19 protein-coding genes are annotated in these 20951 nt (G+C 48.0%); 10 read left to right on the top strand and 9 right to left on the bottom strand.

Annotated features, from left to right (window positions below; translation table 11 throughout):
* The 3 genes from ABEB26_RS07690 to ABEB26_RS07680 all read left to right on the top strand — a co-directional run.
* Nucleotides 1-815, top strand: an 815-nt coding sequence (locus tag ABEB26_RS07690; protein WP_345721382.1) for an IS982 family transposase, incomplete at its 5' end; no start/stop codon positions are given.
* Nucleotides 816-941: 126 nt separating this feature from the next.
* A complete protein-coding gene (locus ABEB26_RS07685; RefSeq protein WP_345721381.1) occupies nt 942-1964 on the top strand; it encodes a hypothetical protein in 1023 nt (340 codons plus the stop codon).
* Between the two features lie 8 nt (nt 1965-1972).
* Nucleotides 1973-2851, top strand: coding sequence for a hypothetical protein (locus ABEB26_RS07680; RefSeq protein WP_345721380.1), 879 nt, complete (start codon nt 1973-1975; stop codon nt 2849-2851).
* Between the two features lie 35 nt (nt 2852-2886).
* On the opposite strand, the gene ABEB26_RS07675 is transcribed toward ABEB26_RS07680, so the two are convergent.
* From ABEB26_RS07675 to ABEB26_RS07660, 4 genes are all read right to left on the bottom strand, one after another.
* On the bottom strand, nt 2887-3996 hold the full coding sequence (locus tag ABEB26_RS07675; RefSeq protein ID WP_345721379.1) for a glycosyltransferase family 4 protein: 1110 nt from the start codon (nt 3994-3996) through the stop codon (nt 2887-2889).
* Nucleotides 3997-4077: 81 nt separating this feature from the next.
* The gene (locus ABEB26_RS07670; protein WP_345721378.1) at nt 4078-5106 is read right to left on the bottom strand and encodes a CAP domain-containing protein; all 1029 of its coding nucleotides are present in this window, start codon (nt 5104-5106) and stop codon (nt 4078-4080) included.
* 75 nt (nt 5107-5181) lie between these two features.
* Nucleotides 5182-6192 carry a CAP domain-containing protein gene (locus ABEB26_RS07665; RefSeq protein WP_345721377.1) on the bottom strand — a complete coding sequence of 337 codons (1011 nt, stop codon included), beginning with the start codon at nt 6190-6192 and terminating at the stop codon, nt 5182-5184.
* Between the two features lie 565 nt (nt 6193-6757).
* Complete coding sequence (locus tag ABEB26_RS07660; RefSeq protein WP_345721376.1) at nt 6758-7522, bottom strand: inositol monophosphatase family protein; 765 nt, start codon at nt 7520-7522, stop codon at nt 6758-6760.
* A 172-nt stretch (nt 7523-7694) separates the two neighbouring features.
* On the opposite strand from ABEB26_RS07660, the gene ABEB26_RS07655 reads away from it, so the two are divergent.
* The 5 genes from ABEB26_RS07655 (at nt 7695) to ABEB26_RS07635 (ending at nt 14297) form a co-directional block, all read left to right on the top strand.
* Complete coding sequence (locus ABEB26_RS07655) at nt 7695-7961, top strand: hypothetical protein (RefSeq protein ID WP_345721375.1); 267 nt, start codon at nt 7695-7697, stop codon at nt 7959-7961.
* Between the two features lie 3 nt (nt 7962-7964).
* On the top strand, nt 7965-9173 hold the full coding sequence (locus tag ABEB26_RS07650) for a glycosyltransferase (RefSeq protein WP_345721374.1): 1209 nt from the start codon (nt 7965-7967) through the stop codon (nt 9171-9173).
* A gap of 83 nt (nt 9174-9256) precedes the next feature.
* Nucleotides 9257-11335 carry a response regulator gene (locus ABEB26_RS07645; RefSeq protein WP_345721373.1) on the top strand — a complete coding sequence of 693 codons (2079 nt, stop codon included), beginning with the start codon at nt 9257-9259 and terminating at the stop codon, nt 11333-11335.
* Nucleotides 11336-11903: 568 nt separating this feature from the next.
* Entirely contained in the window at nt 11904-13784 is a 1881-nt protein-coding gene (dnaK, locus tag ABEB26_RS07640; RefSeq protein WP_345721372.1) for a molecular chaperone DnaK, read from the top strand.
* Nucleotides 13785-14105: 321 nt separating this feature from the next.
* Nucleotides 14106-14297, top strand: coding sequence for a hypothetical protein (locus ABEB26_RS07635; RefSeq protein ID WP_345721371.1), 192 nt, complete (start codon nt 14106-14108; stop codon nt 14295-14297).
* Between the two features lie 56 nt (nt 14298-14353).
* Here ABEB26_RS07635 and ABEB26_RS07630 read toward each other — a convergent pair whose 3' ends face one another.
* Complete coding sequence (locus ABEB26_RS07630; RefSeq protein WP_345721370.1) at nt 14354-15709, bottom strand: trypsin-like serine peptidase; 1356 nt, start codon at nt 15707-15709, stop codon at nt 14354-14356.
* A gap of 82 nt (nt 15710-15791) precedes the next feature.
* A complete protein-coding gene (locus tag ABEB26_RS07625) occupies nt 15792-16559 on the bottom strand; it encodes an MBL fold metallo-hydrolase (RefSeq protein ID WP_345721369.1) in 768 nt (255 codons plus the stop codon).
* A 109-nt stretch (nt 16560-16668) separates the two neighbouring features.
* Between ABEB26_RS07625 and ABEB26_RS07620 the strand changes: the two genes are divergently transcribed.
* Together ABEB26_RS07620 and ABEB26_RS07615 are read left to right on the top strand one after the other, a co-directional pair.
* Nucleotides 16669-17433 carry a hypothetical protein gene (locus ABEB26_RS07620; RefSeq protein ID WP_345721368.1) on the top strand — a complete coding sequence of 255 codons (765 nt, stop codon included), beginning with the start codon at nt 16669-16671 and terminating at the stop codon, nt 17431-17433.
* A 16-nt stretch (nt 17434-17449) separates the two neighbouring features.
* Nucleotides 17450-18298 (top strand): DNA-methyltransferase, encoded by an 849-nt coding sequence (locus tag ABEB26_RS07615; RefSeq protein ID WP_345721367.1) that lies wholly within the window; start codon nt 17450-17452, stop codon nt 18296-18298.
* Here ABEB26_RS07615 and ABEB26_RS07610 read toward each other — a convergent pair.
* The 3 genes from ABEB26_RS07610 to ABEB26_RS07600 all read right to left on the bottom strand — a co-directional run bounded on the left by ABEB26_RS07610 (nt 18258) and on the right by ABEB26_RS07600 (nt 20789).
* On the bottom strand, nt 18258-18890 hold the full coding sequence (locus ABEB26_RS07610) for an HD-GYP domain-containing protein (RefSeq protein WP_345721366.1): 633 nt from the start codon (nt 18888-18890) through the stop codon (nt 18258-18260). The genes ABEB26_RS07615 and ABEB26_RS07610 overlap by 41 nt on opposite strands.
* 19 nt (nt 18891-18909) lie before the next feature.
* Nucleotides 18910-19368: a hypothetical protein gene (locus tag ABEB26_RS07605; protein ID WP_345721365.1), complete on the bottom strand. Its 459-nt coding sequence runs from the start codon at nt 19366-19368 to the stop codon at nt 18910-18912.
* A 215-nt stretch (nt 19369-19583) separates the two neighbouring features.
* Nucleotides 19584-20789: an MFS transporter gene (locus ABEB26_RS07600; protein WP_345721364.1), complete on the bottom strand. Its 1206-nt coding sequence runs from the start codon at nt 20787-20789 to the stop codon at nt 19584-19586.
* Nucleotides 20790-20951 lie beyond the last annotated feature (162 nt).

Below are 20951 nucleotides of genomic sequence, written 5' to 3'. Positions count from 1 at the left end.
CTTCCCCAGGGCCTGCGCCAGCCCTCGCGCCAAGCGAGGTGCTGACCATCCTGTTGGCGATGGATCTCGTCCCCTTTCCCAGCGAACGCGGCTTCTTAGGCTTTCTGCGGGCAACCCATGGTGATCTGTTTCCAACCCTGCCCCACCAAAGCCAATTCAATCGCCATGCCCGCCGCCTGTGTGGTCTGCTCGAACCCTTACGCCGCTCATGGCTCACGTCATGGGCCATGGTGGACTGCCCACAGGTCATCCTTGATACCAAACCGATTCCCGTGATGGGCTATACGCGCCCGAAAACCCGCAGCGATTTCGCCGGAAGCGCGAGCTATGGCTATTGTGTCAGTCGCAAACTGCATTATTTTGGGTATAAACTCGTCATGCTCACGACCCTCGATGGCATTCCGGTGGCCTATGACCTCGTCCCAGCCCATACCGATGAGCGGGCCGCTGCGGACGAAATTTTGGACCAGATCAGCAATGCCGACGTGTGGGCGGATAAAGGGTTTCTGGGTGAACGGTGGCAACACGATGTTCGCGCCACAACCAAGAATCGCATCTGGACGGCCAAACGCCAGAACCAACGGCGGAATCCCGCTCCATTTGATGCCCTGCTGGGGTCGATCCGTGAACGGATCGAAGGGACGTTTCATGAACTGCAAAATACCGGACGCAATAGTGAGCGCTTGTTGGCCAAAACCGTGGAAGGCTTGGTAACCCGCATTGCCAGCAAGGTGACGCATTTGGTCGTGAAAGCGGTGTTGCGGGCACGATTTGGGATCGATGTGCTTACCTTTACGGTCATCAACGATGCCTAACTCACATCAGGCGTAAGTATACAATCTTAAGCCTTTACTCCGTAATTTACATAATTAACCTGTAGACATATAAAAATTCTAGTGTATAGTATTTAAGTATTCAGATAAATACTATGAGGTGAATTTATGTCAATCAAAATTTCTTCTATTGATTATGATGATGTAATTAAAGGGAAATTCATAACAGGTTCTACAAATTATAGTTTTGCTATAGATAACTTAATTGAATTGATAAACAAATTGGATATACAAAGAAAATTACAATCAGCTAGATTTTATAAAAGATTAGAAAAGGATATAATTGATGGGTGCATTATGCCTCCACTAACAATTGCATTTATTGATAAAATTGACATTATAAATAATTACAACGATAACCAAATAGAGGAATATGTAAATAGAGAGATACATAACGCTTTTATTCTTGATGGTATACAAAGATTAAATACACTTGATAGAATTAAAGATAATGAAAAAGTAAATAGAAATAAAAGAATATTTCTTAATATTATAATTTGTGAATCGATGGATAATTTACTCTATAGAATGATTACACTAAATAATGGCCAAAGACCAATGACAGTTAGACATCAAATAGAAATACTGATGGGTAATATATATAATTTTGATAACCTTTCTCTATCGCTAAAAAACGAAAAAGATAAATCTAATTTAAAGGAATCTTTTAATAAATCAGATATTATTAATGCATATATTGCATTTTTAAGTGCTTCCACTAATATTGAAAATCAGAAAATAATAGAAAGTAAAATGAATGAATTAATAACTGATAAGATAATAAATTCTGATATAACAAGTGATGATTTAGAGTTTAATGAAATTACTAAATTGATATATAAAATGGTTGTAGATAATGAGTATAATATGGAATGGTTTAAGAATCTTAATAATCTAATAGGATTCTGTGTCGGGATAAGAAGGAATTTTCAATACTTAATAAATATTGATCCTAATGATTTTTCTCAAACCGTTAAGGAATTTGAGAAAACGTTTTCTGGATTTGATACATCAAAAATAAGATTAAGTTCTCAAAGAAGGAAGTCTGTTGATTATTTTATTAGTAATTTTAATAATTTTATCAATAAAGAAGAGATAGAAATGCTATCACTATTAAATGAAATGGAATGAGGTTTTAAATGTCTATTCAATTAAGATTTACACCAATAGAAATGCTAACGCCAAGAATTTCTAATAAACTACCTTTTACGTTACAAATATCATCTAATATTATATATAAGGCATTAAATGTTAGATTGCTATCTGGATTTTTGGATATTAAATGTGAATTCTCTAATAAGATATTAAAACAAAGGAATAATTATTTCATTTTACCTTTTAAGAAAAATGAAAGATTTTCATGGAATATTATTGAAAATTCTATTAATCCATTCACAATTATAGAATTTGATAAAGCCGTAATGAGAAGTCGTTCAAAGAATTTTATGTTTCATAGAGAGATATTTTTTGAATTTTGTCATTATTTTTATCAAAAATCAATAAATAACCATGTATCATCATTTGTTCATATCTATAGAATTTTAGAAAGAATATCTTATTGTCTTCCGTTAATGTGGGCATCTAGAACTAAGAATTTTGAAGGAACCTTTGAAAAACTACAAATTTTTTTTGCAAAGGATAAAAAAGAACTAACTATATTTGATAATTTTATGAAAGATATTACAGAAGACACAAATCTAGATGTTACAGTAGATTTTAATATATTATCTCAACATCCTTCGTGGGGTGAAATTTATTATAAAACTATAGAAAAAGTATTAGAGGCTAATGTGTATTCTAAAACCCCTTACTCTCAAATAAAAACAACTAATAGACATATTATTAAAATGATTATTAATATTAGGAATAAATATTTTCATTTTTTAACAGGGAAAAATGAGAGTTTTGATTCAGGATCAATAGTTGATCCTAATGAATTTTTTGGAATAGTTAATGAGAACTTTCTTAATTGGCTATCATTTATTTATTTTGAAATACTCTCTTACGAATTAGAATAAATATACCGCTAATTAAAAATTAGCGGTATACCAAATTAGATACAACTTTGAATCGCCTCGCGCATGGCTGATCCAACCGCTTCCCAGCGATAACGTGCCGCAATTTCGACACTGCGTGCCCCAAATCGCCGACAGCGCTCAGGATCACCGACCAATTTGATCAAAGCAGTTGCTAGCTGATCAACTGTGCCTGGCTCGACCAAATAGCCGTTACGATCATGCTCGATAAAGTCGGGCATGGCTCCAAGGTTGGTCGAAACCACAGGCAGCCAATAATTCATGGCCTCAATCGTAACGATGCCAAATGGCTCAAGTTTGGTGGGCATGCAAAAGACGGCTGCTCGTTGATAATATTGCGGCAATTGTTCAACCGGAATCCGCCCGATGACCTCAACCCCAGGTTGGTTGGTTTGCGGCGTTGCTCCGATGATCGTCAAAGTGGCATTGGGATAAACTGCCCGCACTTGGGCGAAGGCTTGTAGCAATTCAGGGCCGCCTTTGCGCTCCCAATCTATCCCAACATAGACAATATTTTGGCTGGCATAACGCGCTGGATCAGGCGCTTCGCTGATGACCGGAGCATTGCTGCCAGCATAAACACAGCGCACTTTGGCCGGATCACAATGGTAATCTTCGATCAATGAGCGCGAAACATGATTTGAACGTGTAAAGACTAATTTGGCATTTTGATAAATGCTTGGCTCTAACTTCATCCATTCAGGGTGATAGAGCGAGCTTGGATTAAAGCCTGGATATTGACGGTTTGCCAACAAGGTATGGTCGGTATACACAAAATTAGGAATGTTTGGCACGCTGACATCAAACAACGATTGCATCTGAAAGCTGAACAAATACTCGTCATCGCGCAGCAAATCGGCTACTAAATGCTTGACAGCATGGAAAATATAGCTGGTAATCAAAAAGGCATCTTTGGGGCCGCGCCGCCGCATCGCCAAGTCGCCAGCATATTGACGTAATGTCCACCAGCCATTTAATGCAACCAGTGCAGGCTTGCGTCGAATGATGGGAATTAAATCGATCTCGCGTAGTTCATATTCGGGAAATTGGGCACGTAGCGCTTCGGCGGTTCGCACATTCGCCAATGGCCAGCGCCCCTTACGAATAAAAGCAATTTTGGGAGCCACACACACCTCCAGCACAGATCACGACCGACAGCAACTCGTGGCTACTGTCGGTCTGAATTGAGGATTTTATTTGGAAAGCGGCTATTGGTTTGGATTAATCACAGTTACATTATAGGTGAAGGAGCGGGTTTGCGAATTGACCACAACATTGCCAATCGTGATGGTGTAGGTGGTATCGGCGCTGGGTTGATTCCAGGTTGAACCATTGCTATAGCCCTGCGGAATCCAAACCACTGTATTTTCGCCATAGCCGTTGGTAACAGTTTCTTTGGTAACTGGAATATTGGTGCTCCCTTGGCGCATGGTAATAGTTGCATTGGTTACATTGCCATTATGCAATGAGAATGACCAACGCCCAAAAACGACTTGATAGGGCACAAAACCTTCGGGCGGCCAAGGTACATATTCGGTGCGGGTGGCAGGTCGGGCTGTGCCAAAATCACTGGTAATCACATAGAGGGCATTTGAGCCAGCATAGCCACTGCGGCTGGGCACATCGCCAGTGCCAATCGATTTATTTTGCGGGTAAAGAATCCAGCGGCGGTGACCAACTGCCCCATTGCCTGTGCCTGGATCGCGCATATAGCCAGTGATTGCACCTGGGCCAACTGCTCCTAAGTATAAATTCGATTTGCCAGCGGCGGTTCTACCTGCGGCGGTGTAGCAAGCCCATGACGTTGGTGGGCTATGGCTGAGACTATTGTTGCGGCTCATCATCAAGGCTGCTTGTTGGGCTTGGCTATTGTAGCTCTCGTTGAGGGTTACTGCGGCCATGCCCGCCATTTTACGGAAATAATTAACTCGCAACAGAATTGCATCGCGATAGGCTTGGCTGGTTGTGCCAGCGTTACAACTGGCTTGGCTGCCAGTCCAGCCATCGGCCACGCCTTCGCTTGGTAAGTAGAAATTGGTATAGAAATTGACCACCGATTGGCGGTTATTGATATCAAGCTCAGGGTTTGACATAACGGCTGGTAGATAATTCATGCTGCCGCCAGCAATAGCTTGGGGTTCTTGGGCTGCAAGTGGGGCCACCAAACTAAATACCAGCAAACTTGTTACAACCAAACTCATCCAGCGGCTGCGCCGCCAAGTAGATGCCACCTGCATACCATGCCTCCAGTGTAATGAATTAGTTAATGAATTTTGACAAAAAATTGACGATTTGGCTATAGCCCATCCGCCCTAACGACTTGGGTCAATCACGGTGACCTGATAGCTGAACGAGCGGGTTTGGCCATTCTGGACCACATTACTCACATTCACAGTATAGGTGATATCGCTGGCAGGCGCTGGCCATGTAACATAGCCTGTAACATCCCAAACAATGGTATTATCGGCAATCCCGCCGCTGCGCGAGACGATTGTCAGTGCTTGCGGCTGACCACTCTTTTGCATTGTCACTACGGCATTGGCAAAATTGGCGCTGGGCAAACTAAACGACCAACGTTTGTAGGCATTCATAAAAGGCACGAAGCCCGCTGGTGGCCAAGCAATATATTCGGTGCGGGTGGCAGGGCGTGGGCCAGTATTGCCAACCACCCACAAACTATTAGCATCGAGCGTGCCTGTTTGGGCTTTGACATCGCCTGTGCCCATTTTGAGCGTCGGCGGATACAGCAACCAACGTCGATGCCCAACGCTGGGCGTGTTGTCATCGGACATATATAAGCCAATCGCGCCAGTGCCATTGGCGGTTACTCCAGCCGCTAAATTTGATTTGCCAGCAGCCTCGTTGCCTTCGGCGGTATAACACAGCCAATTGCTGGGCGGATAATGATTGAGCGTGCGGTTGCGGCTCATCATCAAGGCCGCTTGCTGAGCCTTGGCATTCAAAGCTGTATCAAACGTTACTGTGCCCATGCCAGCCATGCGCCGAAAATAATTAATTCGGGCTAAAACCGTATCGCGGAACGCTTGGGTGGTTGTGCCAGGCGTGCATGTGCTGGCGTTGCCCGTCCAACCAATATCGACCGCCATCGAGGTGAGATAATAATTTTGATAAAAGTTCACTACCGATTGGCGATTATGAATATCTAAATCGGCATTAAACATAACCGCTGGCAGATAATTCATGCTGCCGCCAGCCAAGGCCTGAGGTTCTTGGCCTGCCACTGAGCCAACTAAACAAAAAATCAGGGCACTGACAATGAACCAGCGCCGTTTAGTCCGTAGCCAATACTGAACAACCTGCATACACACTCCAAAATAGGCAACAATGATGCAGGGGTACTATCGCAGCCCTAGCCCAAATTGACCATAGCCCATTAGCCCTAATTTTTTACCTGTGATTAATAAAATTGGGTAGTTATCCAGGGCATTAGTATCATTGTCATGCTCCTTGAATCAAAGTTGAATATGGTTGCTAACGCCTCGTGCCTATGAATATTTGGGATTTATAATGATCACCACCCCTCCGCCCCGCCTCAAGGCGGGGAACGCAAGGGGTTTTCATCCCCCTGCACCCCCTAAAGTGCAATTAGTGGCTTGTACGGGTTCTGAAATTTTTTCCAATATGTTGTTGCTAGAATGCTAAAATAACGTGATTGTTATTGCTCGTTGTAATGGTTTATAAGGTTGGCAGTTCATGGTGTCCCCTCACCCCTCTCCCACTGCGGCGGGCGTGGGGCGTTCCATGGTTCATGATGGAGGAATTCCCCCTCGCCTGCTGGGCGGGAGAGGGGGCTAGGGGGTGAGGGAAAGCAACACAACAAAAAAGCTCTTGCAATCTGGCAAGAGCTTTCTAGGCTAAAAAATGGAATTAGGCTTGTAATAATTCGACCAGTTCAGCATGCACAGCACCGTTAGTTGCTACCAAGCGATCAATCCATGGATTCCAATCTGCGCCAGTCCAGGTGCTGAGTTTGCCACCAGCCTCGGCCAAAACCACGGCGGCGGCAGCGGTATCCCAAGGCTTGAGGCCTAACTCCCAGTGGCCTTCGCTACGACCAGCTGCCACATAACAAATATCCAAGGCGGCGGCTCCGCCACGGCGAATTGCTTGGGCTTTGACTACAATCCGCGTAAATTCAGCGATGTTGTTATCGGGATTGCTGCGAATTGTGTAGGGAAAGCCCGTGCTGAGCAAGGCGGCATCAACCGTGTCGGTGTTGGTGACATGTAATGGTTGATCGTTGAGCCAAGCGCCAACCCCGCGCTCGCCCACAAAACATTCATCGCGCCATGGATCATAGACCACGCCAATTGTCGGCTGATTGTTGTGCAATAAGGCGATTGAAACCGCGAAGAATGGGAATCCATGGGCATAATTGGTCGTGCCATCAAGCGGATCGATTACCCAACAATATTCAGCGGTACGACCATCATCGCCCGATTCTTCGGCAACAATTCGATGATCAGGAAACTGTTCGCGTAGTTGGCTGACAATTAATTTTTCGCTAGCTAAATCGATATTGGTAACCAGATCGATCGCGGCACTTTTATGTTGAATCTGACGCTCATTGCGTAATCCATCGCGCAGAATTTGGCCTGCGGCTTTGGCAATGGCAATCGCATGACTTCGCATTTGTGGTATCCTTTGGGCTATGAAAACTACGTGCTCTCGTCGTTGGCGACAGCGGCTCAATTGTACCATTGCTCTGCTTGTAAGCCCATGGCTGTTGATCAGCTGTGGCGCTGTTGCGCAACCGTTGCCAACCACTAGCCCAATTGTCCCAACGCTGACGCAGGAACCAACTATGGCCAGCCAGCCCTCATCCAGCAATGCCCAAACCGTGATCAGTTTGCATCAGGCTCAATTTGCGACCCCAGCCGAGCAAATTAATGTGCTGATCGATGAAGCCCTGACCTGGCCTGCCAGCAATTTAGGTTGCGCCGATAATGGCGGCATCGGGCGGGCGGTGCTCACCCCAGGTTTTCGGGTAGTGCTCGAAGTTGCTGGCGTGCGCTATGCCTACCACGCTGGGCGTGATGCTCAATTCTTCTTGTGCAATACCCCTGATTGACCGATGCGAATTCTGTTTCTCACACCATACCCAGCCTATCCGGCCAACAGCGGCGGCACGCAACGCATGTTTCAATTGCTGCGTGAGCTAAGTCGCCAACATGAATTATGGTGTTTAAGCCTCTCGCCGAGCCATATTGTTAGCGCCGCTGCCCAACCACTCAATCGCTATTGCCATTTAACGTTAATTCCTGCACCGCGCCGTAATTTGGCCCAACGCACTTGGACAACCCTAACCTCGCCGCTGCCCGATATGGTCTTGCGTGCGCCTTCGGAGATGTTTCGTTCGGCCTTGGCCAGTTTGCTCAATACCAATCGTTTTGATTTGGTGCAAGCTGAAAGCATCGAGATGGCGCAGTATGCCTTGCAAGCGCAGCGTTGGGGTATTCCGGCAACGCTTGATCAATGGAATGCTGAATATGTGCTGCAACAGCGGGCCGCCCAAACCGACCGCCAACAGCAGAAACGTTGGCATGCCGCGCTCTATTCGGCGATTCAATGGCGCAAATTGGCTCGCTACGAGCGCTTAGTTTGTAATCAGCTTGATCAAATTTACGTGGTTTCGCCCGAAGATCGAGCCATGCTGCAAAAAATTGGGGTTAAAAAAACACTGCATGTTGTGCCAAATGGCGTTGATAGCCAGCAATTCAGCCCAAGCATGCCGCGTGAGTACGATCCAAATACGCTGCTTTTTACTGGCAGTTTGGATTTTCGCCCGAATATCGATGCCTTGCGCTGGTTTATTCAAGAAGTGTTGCCATTAATTCGGGCTGAACGACCTGAGACGAAGTTGATGATTGTTGGGCGTGCGCCAACTCCAGCGGTTTTGCAATTAGCCCAGCCTGGCGTGATTGAAATTATCCCGAATGTACCCAGCGTGCAGCCCTATTTCAATAAGGCAGCAGTGTTCGTCTTGCCCATGCGCATGGGCGGCGGCGTGCGGCTCAAATTACTCGAAGCTTTAGCCACCGAAACCCCGCTGGTCTCAACCACAATGGGCGCTGACGGGGTCACAGGTTTAGTGCCAAACCAACATTGTTTGCTGGCCGATACTCCCGCTGAATTTGCCCAAGCCACCCTCAAACTGCTGCGCGAACGCCAATTTGCTCAAGGCTTAGCGATGGCTGCTCGTCGTTTTGTGGCCGCCAACTATGATTGGCAGGCAATTACTGAGCGCTTGCAACAAGCGTGGGGCGAAATAAGTCATGGGTAAGACTCACTAAAAGAACTATAGACTGCTAGGAAACGAGCCACTATACTCTGTCGTTGTGTCCCATCCTGATCTAGGGAGGACGTATGGACCCACACCACGCCAGCGAACAGCCCACCGTTGCCCAGCATGCTAGTCTTGCTCGCCATGAATATGCCGCCGAAGCTGTTCAGCCCCAGTCTGATCGTGGTGGCTTGCTCGAACAGACTCAATCAATTCTGCGCCAAAACTTGCCCTTAGATATGCTGTATCGCCAAATCGTTACGGCGATTGCTGCAAGTTTTGCCAATAGCTTAATTAGCATTTACGCTGCCCACACCGATATTTTGCAACTGCAATGCCAACATGGCTTTGGGCATAACCCCGAGCAACTGAGCTTTCAACAGGGCATTGTTGGGCGCTGCGCCCGCACCAAACAAGCCTATTTGATTGCCTATGTTGATCAAGACCCCGATTTTATTCGTAGCCATCCCCACATCCAATCCTCGATCTGCATTCCACTCTTGGCTGAGCAACAATTGCTGGGGGTATTGATGATCGAGAGTATTGTTGATACCTTGAATCAAGCTGATGCGGAAATTCTGGCGAATGTTTGCCAACAACTTAGCAAGGCAATTGCTCAAGCAGCGCTTTGGCGACCAAATAGCCTGATCGATCAACATTATCGGGCCATGCTCGATGCCATGCCTGATGGGATTGTGGTGCAACAGGCTGGCCGAATTGTCTATATTAATGCAATTGGGATTGAATTGTTGGGCTTTGAAAATCGCCATCAATTGCTTGGGAGCGATCTCGCAGGCTTGCTCGAACAAACATCGAATAGCATTCAAAAATTGTTTGATCAAGCGATTACCACCAACCAAGCGCTGAGCCATGAATTGCAATATGATACAACCAAAACGCCAGAAATCCCCCTAAGGTTGACCATTATTCCCATAACTTTTGCTGGTAATACAGCGGTACAGATAGTAATTCGCGATCATACGGCCATCCAACAACGTGAAGCTGCCCAACAACTTGCCAACGAACGCGAAAAACGCAAAAGTCTTGGCCTGCTCGCCGGAGGCATCGCCCACGATTTCAACAATATTTTGATGGGCATTCGTGGCAATGTTAGCCTTGGTTTGCTCGATCTCATTCCGACCCACCCAATTTATCAACAACTACAAGAGATCGAAAAGCTCGCAATTCGGGCAACCGAGCTAACCCAGCAGATTGTCGCCTATACCGGAGGCAGCCTTTTTGTCAGTAGTACGGTCGATCTGAATGAGCAATTGCGTGAGCTAACCACGACGCTTAGTGAGCAGGCCCATCCAACGACTAGCATAACCTATGAGCTTGACGACCAATTAGGGCTACTCAAAGGCGATGTTAATCAAATCCGCCAAATGATCTTGAGTATCTTCAAAAATAGTGTTGAGGCGATCGAGCATCGCTATGGAGCAATTCAGATTACCAGCAAGCTCCAAACCTACACCCAAGCTCCGCATACCGCTACTGGCTTACCCAAACTTGCGCCTGGCAGCTATCTTACCCTAAGTATTCGGGATAACGGTGTTGGTATGGATGCTCGCACCCAACGGCTGATGTTTGATCCCTATTTTAGTACCAAGTTTACGGGACGCGGCCTTGGTTTAGCCGCTGTTTTGGGTATGGTACGAGCGCATCATGGGTCAATTGCCGTGTGGAGCCAACCGCAAATGGGAACGGAGGTCACTGTGTTATTACCACCACATTCGATCTTGCAGCCAACCCCCGCAGCGCCGAACGAGGACGTTCATTCAGTGCATAATGTCGTTATGCTGATCGACGATGAACCAGCAGTTCGCACGGTTACTGAACGCATGCTGCAACGTTTAGGCCTAACTGTTCAAGGATTTAGTGATGGTGAGAGTGCGATCAAAGTCTTTCGTGAACATGCCCATGAATATCAATTGGTGTTGCTTGATTTGACCATGCCCCAATTTAATGGCATCGATACCGCCCATGGCTTGCGAGCCATTCGCGGCGATGTGCCAATCGTTTTGATGAGCGGCTATAGCGTCGATTCGATGCTCGACCCACTATTGAATGATGGTTTGGCGGGCTTCTTGCAAAAACCCTTTACGCTCAGCGATTTGCAACGCACAGTCAATAGTGTTTCGGCCTTGAAAGCACGTAATTAGTGCCGAGGGGCGAGGGATCAGGGATCGGGGGTCAGGCGACTGATCCCCATTTTGATCCACGAAGGGCACAAAGTTAAGTTTTTAGTCACAAATTGCACGAATTCCACCAATTATCCTAGTCAAACCCATTGACCATTACCAATGATTCAGCTCCGATCCCCAACCCCCAGCAACCAATCTTCAATGCCTATGTTCTATGTTCTAGGCTCTCTGTTCTTTGATTTTTGACTTCGGCCTTTTGCGTTCAGCCCTCATGCTTAACTCTCTGCGCCTCTGCGTTAAATACCGATCCCCAATCTCCAGCAACCGATCTCCAATGACTATGTTCTTTGCTCTATGTTCTATGTTCTCAACTTCATCCCTCATCTTTTTGATTTCTGCCTTTTGCCTTTTGATTTACTCCTTGTTAATCATCTCTTACACAAAACTAACACTCCATCTATATTGTTCTAGTGGATGATCGGCTATACTCCATACACAGGTCGGGCAGCGATGCAACGCCTGTTCCAATAACAATACAAACCAATTAGACATATCAATAAACACATTTTTTGGAGGATTAACCGCTATGGCAAAGATTGTAGGGATCGACTTGGGGACAACCAACTCGGTAGTCGCTGTTATGGAAGGTGGCGATCCAGCGGTTATTGCAAACGTTGAAGGTGGTCGCACCACACCATCAGTTGTGGCCTTCTCGAAAAACGGCGAACGATTGGTTGGGCAAACTGCCAAGCGGCAAGCAACTGTCAACCCTGAAAATACCATTTTCTCAATCAAGCGCTTTATGGGCTTGGAGTTTGATAAAGCAAATCAAGAACGTAGCACCGTTCCATACGAAATTGTCAATGGCCCACGTGGCGATGCTCGGGTGCGGGTTCCACGCACTGGCAAAGATTACACTCCTCAAGAAATTTCAGCTATGACCTTGCAAAAGCTCAAAAACGATGCTGAACAATATTTGGGCGAGCCTGTACGCCAAGCGGTGATTACCGTTCCAGCCTATTTCAACGATGCCCAACGCCAAGCAACCAAAGATGCTGGCCAAATTGCAGGTTTGGAAGTGCTGCGGATTATCAACGAGCCAACTGCTGCCGCTTTGGCCTATGGTCTTGATAAAAAGAACGATGAAACGATTTTGGTCTTCGACCTTGGTGGTGGTACATTCGACGTTTCAGTGCTCGAAGTTGGCGATGGCGTGATTCAGGTCAAGGCCACCAATGGCGATACCCACCTTGGCGGCGATGACTATGACCATCGGATTGTGAAGTGGTTGATTGACGAGTATAAAAAAGATCAAGGTATTGACCTTACCAGCGACAAGCAAGCCTTGCAACGCTTGAAAGAAGCTGCTGAAAAAGCCAAGATGGAACTCTCGACGACCATGGAAACCGAAATCAACTTGCCCTTTATCACGGCAGATGCTAGCGGACCCAAGCACTTGGTCACCAACTTGACCCGTTCGAAGTTCGAGCAATTGACCGCCGATTTGACCGAACGGCTCAAAGGGCCATTCACTCAAGCGCTCAAGGATGCTGGCTTGAAGGCCACCCAAATTGATGAAGTGGTCTTGGTCGGTGGTTCAACTCGGATGCCAGTGGTGCAAGAATTGGTACGCAAACTGACGGGCAAAGATCCACACAAGGGTGTGAACCCTGATGAAGTCGTGGCAATTGGCGCAGCCATCCAAGCTGGTGTGTTGGGCGGCGAAGTTAAAGATGTGCTCTTGCTCGACGTAACGCCATTGTCGTTGGGCGTTGAAACCCTTGGTGGGATTATGACCAAGTTGATTGATCGCAACACCACCATCCCAACCCGCAAATCGGAAGTATTTAGCACGGCGGCTGATGGCCAAACTGCGGTTGATATTCACGTTTTGCAGGGCGAACGCGAGATGGCTGGCGATAACATGACTTTGGCTCGCTTCCAATTGCAAGGAATTACGCCTGCACCACGTGGTGTGCCGCAAATCGAAGTGACTTTTGATATCGATGCCAATGGCATTATCAACGTTTCGGCCAAAGATAAGGCCACCAACAAAGAGCAAAAGATCACGATTACTGCTAGCACCAACCTGAGCAAAGACGATGTGCAAAAGATGGTGCGTGATGCTGAATCGAATGCTTCAGCCGACCAAGCTCGCCGTGCCAAGATTGAGCTGAAAAACCAAGCTGATAATATTGCCTATCAAGCCGAAAAAACGCTCAACGACTTAGGCGATAAGGTTGACCCAAGTGTCAAGAGCCAAGCCGAAGCTCAAATTGCCGACTTGCGCTCGAAGATTGCCGCCGAGGATGATGCTGGGATTCAAGCTGCAATGGCTACCTTGCAACAAACCTTGATGAGCATTGGCGAAGCTCAGTACAGCGACCAAGCTGCTGCTGCGGGCGCACCTGCCAACGCTAAGTCCGCTGATGATGGTGTAGTTGATGGTGAGTTCACCGTCGAATAAACCGTGCTCGCTTGGCTCAAACCACCTCTATGCTAGGTCATAGGGGTGGTTTTTTGGTTAATTAGGGTAGGCAAGTTAACACCTTTTTGACTAAAACTCAGTCTTGCGATGGAGCCAAAAAATTGGTATGCTATTTACACTATCGACCAGATGACATTTTGAAATCAAGGAGGGTGCATATGGCTGCTGTAATTGTGTTCTCAAATGGGGAGCTATAAGTAGCTGGGGCACGATAGCCTAATTTAACATCGGCCCTGGGGCAGGCTCCCCGTAGCGCTCGTCGTTGCGGAATCAATTTCTATTGAGGAGTACGCTGTCGCCATGAAAGGCCAAACACGCGATTATTTGAATGAAGAGTGGTTGGAAGACCAAGAAACTGAAGAAATAGCTGAGCGCCGCGAACGCAAAAATGATGATCGCCCACCGCCCAATCCGCGCCAACAAAAGGCTAAAGAATGGGGTCGGGCAATGGCGAAATATCATCGTCAGCGCAAAAAAGAAGGTCGCCAATAATGCCAACAGCCCGCTGCACGAGTTGCAGCGGGCTTTGTTGTGGATGGTTGAGTGTGCTAGTTGAAGATTTCGCGTAAGGCGACGTAGTTGTCGATGACTGAAGGCGTTACGCGGCGCACCGTATTGACATATGAATTCAGATTTGAACAGGTGAAACATTCTTCGGTGATAATCACTGCTGACACAACTGGAATATCTTTGCCGTGATGAGCGCTGTATTCGTAATGATAAACTGGGCTGCCACTATGGCCAGCGCTAGCATCACATTTGACATCGTAGCGCATCGACCAACCAGCACCATCTAAATTCTTGAACCAGCGTGCGCCACAATTGCCGGGATCACCATACATTCGCGCTACTTGACAGCCAGCTGGAGCATTGCCACGAGTCGCTCCATCGCCATTACAGTTGGGGTAGCCACGATTATAGCTGGTTGTATTCTTCAAATAGGTTGCTGTGCGTGGAGCAACGCCCATCCATGAAGTGGTATCACCCAAACGATTAGGCACGACGATCATTCCAATGTCCCAACGAGTACGATTGCTTTGGTTCGGGTTGCGCCATTCCTCAAAGGTCCAATACCATGATTCGACTGGTGGTTCTGGATCAGGCATGATTACACTTGAGCCATAGGGCGCTGAGCCAGTACCCGTGCCATTGCGAGCAGGCGTGACTTTGGTGGTAAACCAAACATTCGTTGCTTCACGATTGATACAATGTGCCGCCGTAATTAAGTGACGTGGCCCAACAAAGGTGCCAGTACAGTTGGAATCTTGGTTGCCGCTCACCCGCGAAAATTGGCTGATTGTGCGTAATGGAAATTGGGTATGGTTGGTTTTTAATTCACGGTTATCATCGGCATTGCTCCAACCAAATGGCGTGAACACTTCGGTTTGCTTGCTACGTTGCGGTGGTGGCGGGGCATCAATATCGCCAATGTAATCGGTGGGTATTTTGCCATTGAGCAAATCGTTGCGCTCGTAGCAATCGCGAATTGTGCCGACCGTGCTCGCTTGCATCACCACCCGAAATTCGTTCAAGGTTAGGGTGTTGAACACGCGGAAGGTGGCAGTTGAAGCAGGAACAGGATCACGTTCGTATGGCTCATCATCGCCAACTTCTGCTGGCAACACTGGCAAGGTTGGGGCTTCGTCGGTTAGCACCCCAGTGGTAATAAATTCGACCGTCAAGGTGCGATTGACTCGTTGAACGCCGCTGGGTGGATTAGCTTGGCTAAGCTTGGTTTTGAGCGCGGCCAGTTGGAATGGATCACCACTCAAACATGGTTGGGCACTACTGCTGGTTTGGGCCGAAGTTGAACTGGTGGTGATTGAAAAACTACTAGCGATTAATCCAATCGTTCCTAACAGGCTCAGCGTCGAGCGCCAAAGTTGGCGAGTTTGTCGTTGCATTGCTACACTCCTTCTTGATTCCGATGGCTGTAGCATAGCATCGCGACGCTGAGCAAAAGTCTCATTTCGTGATCAAAAAGTCTCATTCTCCAATTGACAACACCAAGCCATCATAGGCGAGTTGCACATGGCTGGGCAGCGTGGCATGCTCAGTGGTGTAATCAAGGCTATGGCTCATATGCACAAAAAATGCCTGCTCAGGCTGAATTCGTGCAACTGCCGCAAGTGCTTGCTCCACTGTAAAATGCAAGGGGTGTGGCTCGTGGCGCAATGCCCCGATAATCAGGCTCTTTACGCCATGCAACAGCTCAAAGGTTGGCTCGGGAATATGGCTCACATCAGTCATATAGGCCAAATCGCCAATCCGAAAGCCCAAAATCTGCCAATCGCCATGCTCAATCGGCAAGGGAATAATCGACACATCGCCAATCTGCAATGCTGAGCCATCAAGCAAATTTAAGCCCAAGCTCGGGCGAGTTGAAGCCGATTCGCCGCTAGCAAAGGCATAATCATATTGGTAGCGAATCCGATCAAGGGTAAATTGATTGGCATACAGCGGCAAGATCCGTTGGGTATGCAAGGTAAATGGCCGCAAATCGTCGATGCCGCCAATATGGTCTTGATGTGGATGGGTTACTAAAACTGCATCAAGCTGCTGTAAATTATGGCGCAAGCCTTGAATCCGCAAATCTGGGCCAGGATCGATCAACATTGTTGTGGTTGGGCTTTGAATCAAGGCAGCGGTGCGGGTTCGCTGGTTGCGTGGCTCAGTTGATGTGCAGACTGCGCAGTTGCAGGCCAACATTGGCACGCCCATCGAGCCACCACAGCCCAAAATTGTCAATTGCATCAAACCATCTCCTTGTATTAGTTGAGTCGCATGCTCAGCGCATTTTAGCATGGCCGTAGCCATTTTGCCGTTACAATGGAGTGAGCTTTATTGATCGTTGGAGGTTGGTATGCACACAGTGGTTGAGTTAAGCCGCGCTGAAATTGTGACAATTTGTGCTGTGGTTAGTGCAGCAAGCATTATGGGAGTTGCCCCAGCTCAAAATCCTGCTGAGCATGCTCAATTAATCCAGCTTGGCGAAGCTGCATTACGCCAACGCCAGCTTGCTCAATCTGATCAAGATGGCATGTTGATGATCGCCCGCGACCCGCTGGCTTTGGTCGCAACCTGTGCTTACCCCCAACGCAGTTTGATCATCCATCATGTGCAAGGGAATGGGTCGGTGTTGCAGGCATTTGGGCATAAACACGCCGATTCGGTGGTTTTCCACGAGCTGCTCAATTCTGATATGCAGCGCTTGCAGGCCTTTGGTTCGTTGGAGCAGCTAGCAAATTACAGCCTCGATTGGTGTGGCTATGCGGGAAGTGCGGAGTTAAGTTTGCGCTTCCATATTCAAAGCAATGTTTTGGCCGAAGCCCGTAGCTTAGTTGAACAAAGCGAGGAGCAAGCAGCCCTGCAAGCTTTGGGCAATTCAGGTGTTTCCGCTGAAGCAGCCATCCGCTTGATCGAACTGCTGAGCCAGCCGCATACCACCACGATTTTCAATGCAGTGCTGTATCAAGGCCAGCAGGTGTTGAGCCGTGAATATAGTTTATTGCAGGCAGGCCACCATGGCTTGCTGATGACCCAAACCAATATTGAGCAAGATCTCTATCAACTTGAAACGACCAGTCGCGAACGCTTGGCCAATTTGTTGATTCAATCATTAGCATAGTTTAGAAGGGCTAGGCGTGAATTCGCAGCAACCAAATCAGCTTATTCAAGGCGAAATGTTCGATGTTATCGGCTCAATCGCGCCCCAATCGATCGATCTGTTGTATCTTGATCCGCCGTTTGCTGCTGGTCGGGTGTTTGCCGATAGCGCTGGAGCTTTTGATGATCGCTGGCAAGGTGGCTTAACTGAATATTTGGCCTGGCTTGAGCAACGTTTGCTGGCTGCTCGCCAAATTGTCGCTGAGCATGGCTCATTATTTTTGCACCTTGATCGGCGGGCGGTGCATTATGCCAAAGTGTTGCTCGATCATACTTGGGGCTTTGAGTGTTTTCGCAACGAAATTATTTGGCATTACACCGGCGGCGGGCGAGCGCGGCGCAGCTTTTCGCATAAACACGATACGATTTTGTGGTATAGCAAACATCCGCAGCATTGGACGTTTAATTTGCAAGCGATGCGCCAACCATATAAAGCCAGTAGTGGTTTTGCCAAGGCAGGCATTCGTTCGGCGGCTGGCAAGCGTTATTTGCCGCATCCCGATGGCACTCCCGTCGATGATGTTTGGGATATTCCGATGCTCAACCCCATGGCTGCCGAGCGTTTGGGCTACCCTACCCAAAAGCCCGAACGCTTGCTGGAGCGAATTATTCTCGCAGCAAGCAATTCGGGCGATCTGGTAGCCGATCTTTGTTGTGGTTCAGGCACGACGGCGGCGGTGGCCCAACGTTTAGGGCGATGCTGGATTGCGGCAGATCAATCGGCTGATGCCTTGGCCTTGGTGCGGAGTCGCTTGCGACAACAAGCCGCCGAGTGGCAAGAGACAATTATCCAACCTCAGCCAGTTTCGTTTGCTGCCAAGCACTAAGCGCCGTCGCGGCCACTGCTGAATCCCAATCTTGATCAATTGCTTGATCGATTAAGCCTTGCAGATTGGGGCTAAGGCTGTTTGGTTGGGTGCGCAAATGGTCGAGCGTATTGGCCAACGCCACAATTTGGGCGCTACGGGCAGGGTATTTGCTGCCACGTGGAAAGCCTGTGCCGTCGATCCGTTCGTGATGCTCAGCCACTAAGGGAATTAGCAAGTGCAGGGTGGGATAAGCGCGTAATACCTCAATGCCTTCGTTGACATGCTGTTGATAGAGCGCAACTTCCCAAACTGGGCTGTTTGCTGCTGGCCGGAACAATAGACTGCGCGGCATGCGGGTTTTGCCACAATCATGCAACAGGGCTGCCAACCAAATTTGTTGTCGTTCATAGGTTGGTAAGCCGAGGCTATGGCTCATATGCCAAGCCATGTGGCCAACCCGCAGCGAATGTTGATACAGTTCATGTGAATGGCGAGCGATCGAATTTAAGATCAAATGGGCATCATAGGCTAATTCAGGTGAGTTTGGCATCAAAGCGGCAATGTCACGCGGGATGGAGTGCCAAAATTCAGGAAAGGTTGTTGTATCCATGCCGCGTTCTCCTCTTCAACTAAAGCATCCCTTTGCTTGATTCGATGTTGCCCCATTGCCAAGCGGTGTTGAGTGGAGCGGTTTGTAGTTGCTGGGTGACCGTAATACCTTCGATATCGCCCCATTGCCAAGCGGTGTTGAGTGGGGCGGTTTGCAGTTGCTGGGTGACGGTAATGCCTTCGATGTCGCCCCATTGCCAAGCAGTGTTGAGCGGGGCGGTTTGCAGTTGCTGGGTGACGGTAATGCCTTCGATGTCGCCCCATTGCCAAGCGGTGTTGAGTGGGGCAGTTTGCAGTTGTTGGGTGACGGTAATGCCTTCGATGTCGCCCCATTGCCAAGCGGTGTTGGCGGCGGCTGGTGTATCAAATTGAGGTATTTGGCTGCTTGTGAGGGCAGTGTAAACAAAACTGGCAAAAATCAGGCCGAAGGTAACGAAGGCGAGAGCGATGCGGCGGCTAATCGTTGATGAATTGTACACTGGGAGCCTCCTAAGCTGGTTCAATTTGGAACTGAACTCAGCTTCGCTTTCTCAGCGCGACAATCCCGTGAATGGCATGCGACACGTATGCGACAATTATTTAGTTGTTATTTAGTTGTTGGGTTTTTAGTGGGCGCTAAAAATTAAAAAAATCAGCCATGGTGCAGCGAACTACACACATGGCTGATCGATTTAGGCCGAATAATTTTAATTTATTAGCGGTTTAGTTGCCTCCGTCGTAATAACACCAACATTGGCCATAAACAGCAACTTGCTGCCACAAACGCTGCGGGGAGTCCCATGCGACTAGCGATTAAACCAATGATTGGGCCGCCCAAAATCTGGCCAAAGGCATCAGCTTGGCTATTGATCGAAATAATTGTCGCACGGCTGCGACTTTCAATCAGCCGATTGAGCCAAGCACTATACAGCGGTTGAATGCTTTGGCGCAGCATTCGAATCAGCATAATCCAAAATAAAGCTATGATAAATTGTTGGGCGATCGCCAAGCCAATCAAGCCCACTGCCAACAAGCCATATTGCCAACGCAATAGCCAAATACTGCGCTCGGTGGTGTTGCTGGCCAAGCGTTTAATCACACTAACCGCCAACAAACTAGCTAAAGTTCCTAAGGCAGCAATCGCCCCAAACCAGGTAACTGGCTGGAGATCAAGCCATGCTGGTAGGCCAATATTGTTGAGCAAATGCGCTTCCCACAGCCGATCGTAGCCCTCGGAAGCTGCTCCGGCCATGGCACTCATCAGCATGAGACTCAATAATACTGGTTGCCCCCGTACCGCTTGCCAACCATTGCTGAAGGTTGCGCCAAAGCGGCCCCAACTTTGGCGTTCAGCAGCTGGCGCAGGGCTAAACTGGGTTTCTGGCATGAACCAACGTATAGTGATAGCTAAACCAACCAAGGCTATACCACCGCTGACTATCGGCCATACCAAGCCAAGATTTGCCAACACCACCCCCAGCCCGATGCCAAATAGGCTGGCGATGCTGTTGAGTTGGGCGGCCTTGAGAAACAACGCTTCAACCGCTTCAACTCCGAGCTCATCGGTGATCCAAGCTTCGGTCGCGCCGCTCATGAGGGTATAGCCCAAGGCCCAAATAACTTGCGCCAACAAACTACCAACAAAACTGCCCAGCCAAACCTCGCTGAGCGCTCCTAAGCCCAAAAAGGCTACTCCCAACACGACCGACAAACGCCGACTATAGACATCAGCGATTACTCCAGTGGGAATTTCCAAGGCAAAGGCGGCGGCCTCAAGCATTGTGCCAACTAGCACTAGTTGTAATGGATCGAGCTGGAGCACTTGAATCCGATAGAGCATCGAGGCAGTAAAAATACAACTTAAGATCAGCCGAGTTCCAAATGATAAAACCAAATAGCTAAAACGCGCTTGCGGTTGCACATGCAACTCCTGCTAGAAAGATTCAGCCCAACTGGCTGAGCCGCAGCGCATATTTCCCTGATCCCCAACCCTTTTCCTACCACTGAGGAAGAAGGGAGTTTGGTTAGGTGATTTTCTCAATTTTCGCTTTATGGGAGAGGGGGAATATTTATAATTGCTGCT

The organism is Herpetosiphon gulosus (genome assembly GCF_039545135.1).
Lineage (GTDB): Bacteria > Chloroflexota > Chloroflexia > Chloroflexales > Herpetosiphonaceae > Herpetosiphon > Herpetosiphon gulosus.
Note: the sequence above shows the minus strand (reverse complement) of the source record. Positions and strands in the feature narration are given on the sequence as shown.

What these genes read in the sequence shown, in the direction of transcription:
- ABEB26_RS07685 (WP_345721381.1), top strand. Translation starts at nt 942, where the DNA reads ATGTCAATCAAAATTTCTTCTATTGATTATGATGATGTAATTAAAGGG.
- ABEB26_RS07680 (WP_345721380.1), top strand. Translation starts at nt 1,973, where the DNA reads ATGTCTATTCAATTAAGATTTACACCAATAGAAATGCTAACGCCAAGA.
- ABEB26_RS07670 (WP_345721378.1), bottom strand. Translation starts at nt 5,106, where the DNA reads ATGCAGGTGGCATCTACTTGGCGGCGCAGCCGCTGGATGAGTTTGGTT.
- ABEB26_RS07665 (WP_345721377.1), bottom strand. Translation starts at nt 6,192, where the DNA reads ATGCAGGTTGTTCAGTATTGGCTACGGACTAAACGGCGCTGGTTCATT.
- ABEB26_RS07660 (WP_345721376.1), bottom strand. Translation starts at nt 7,522, where the DNA reads ATGCGAAGTCATGCGATTGCCATTGCCAAAGCCGCAGGCCAAATTCTG.
- ABEB26_RS07655 (WP_345721375.1), top strand. Translation starts at nt 7,695, where the DNA reads ATGGCCAGCCAGCCCTCATCCAGCAATGCCCAAACCGTGATCAGTTTG.
- ABEB26_RS07650 (WP_345721374.1), top strand. Translation starts at nt 7,965, where the DNA reads ATGCGAATTCTGTTTCTCACACCATACCCAGCCTATCCGGCCAACAGC.
- ABEB26_RS07645 (WP_345721373.1), top strand. Translation starts at nt 9,257, where the DNA reads ATGGACCCACACCACGCCAGCGAACAGCCCACCGTTGCCCAGCATGCT.
- dnaK (WP_345721372.1), top strand. Translation starts at nt 11,904, where the DNA reads ATGGCAAAGATTGTAGGGATCGACTTGGGGACAACCAACTCGGTAGTC.
- ABEB26_RS07635 (WP_345721371.1), top strand. Translation starts at nt 14,106, where the DNA reads ATGAAAGGCCAAACACGCGATTATTTGAATGAAGAGTGGTTGGAAGAC.
- ABEB26_RS07630 (WP_345721370.1), bottom strand. Translation starts at nt 15,709, where the DNA reads ATGCAACGACAAACTCGCCAACTTTGGCGCTCGACGCTGAGCCTGTTA.
- ABEB26_RS07625 (WP_345721369.1), bottom strand. Translation starts at nt 16,559, where the DNA reads ATGCAATTGACAATTTTGGGCTGTGGTGGCTCGATGGGCGTGCCAATG.
- ABEB26_RS07620 (WP_345721368.1), top strand. Translation starts at nt 16,669, where the DNA reads ATGCACACAGTGGTTGAGTTAAGCCGCGCTGAAATTGTGACAATTTGT.
- ABEB26_RS07610 (WP_345721366.1), bottom strand. Translation starts at nt 18,890, where the DNA reads ATGGATACAACAACCTTTCCTGAATTTTGGCACTCCATCCCGCGTGAC.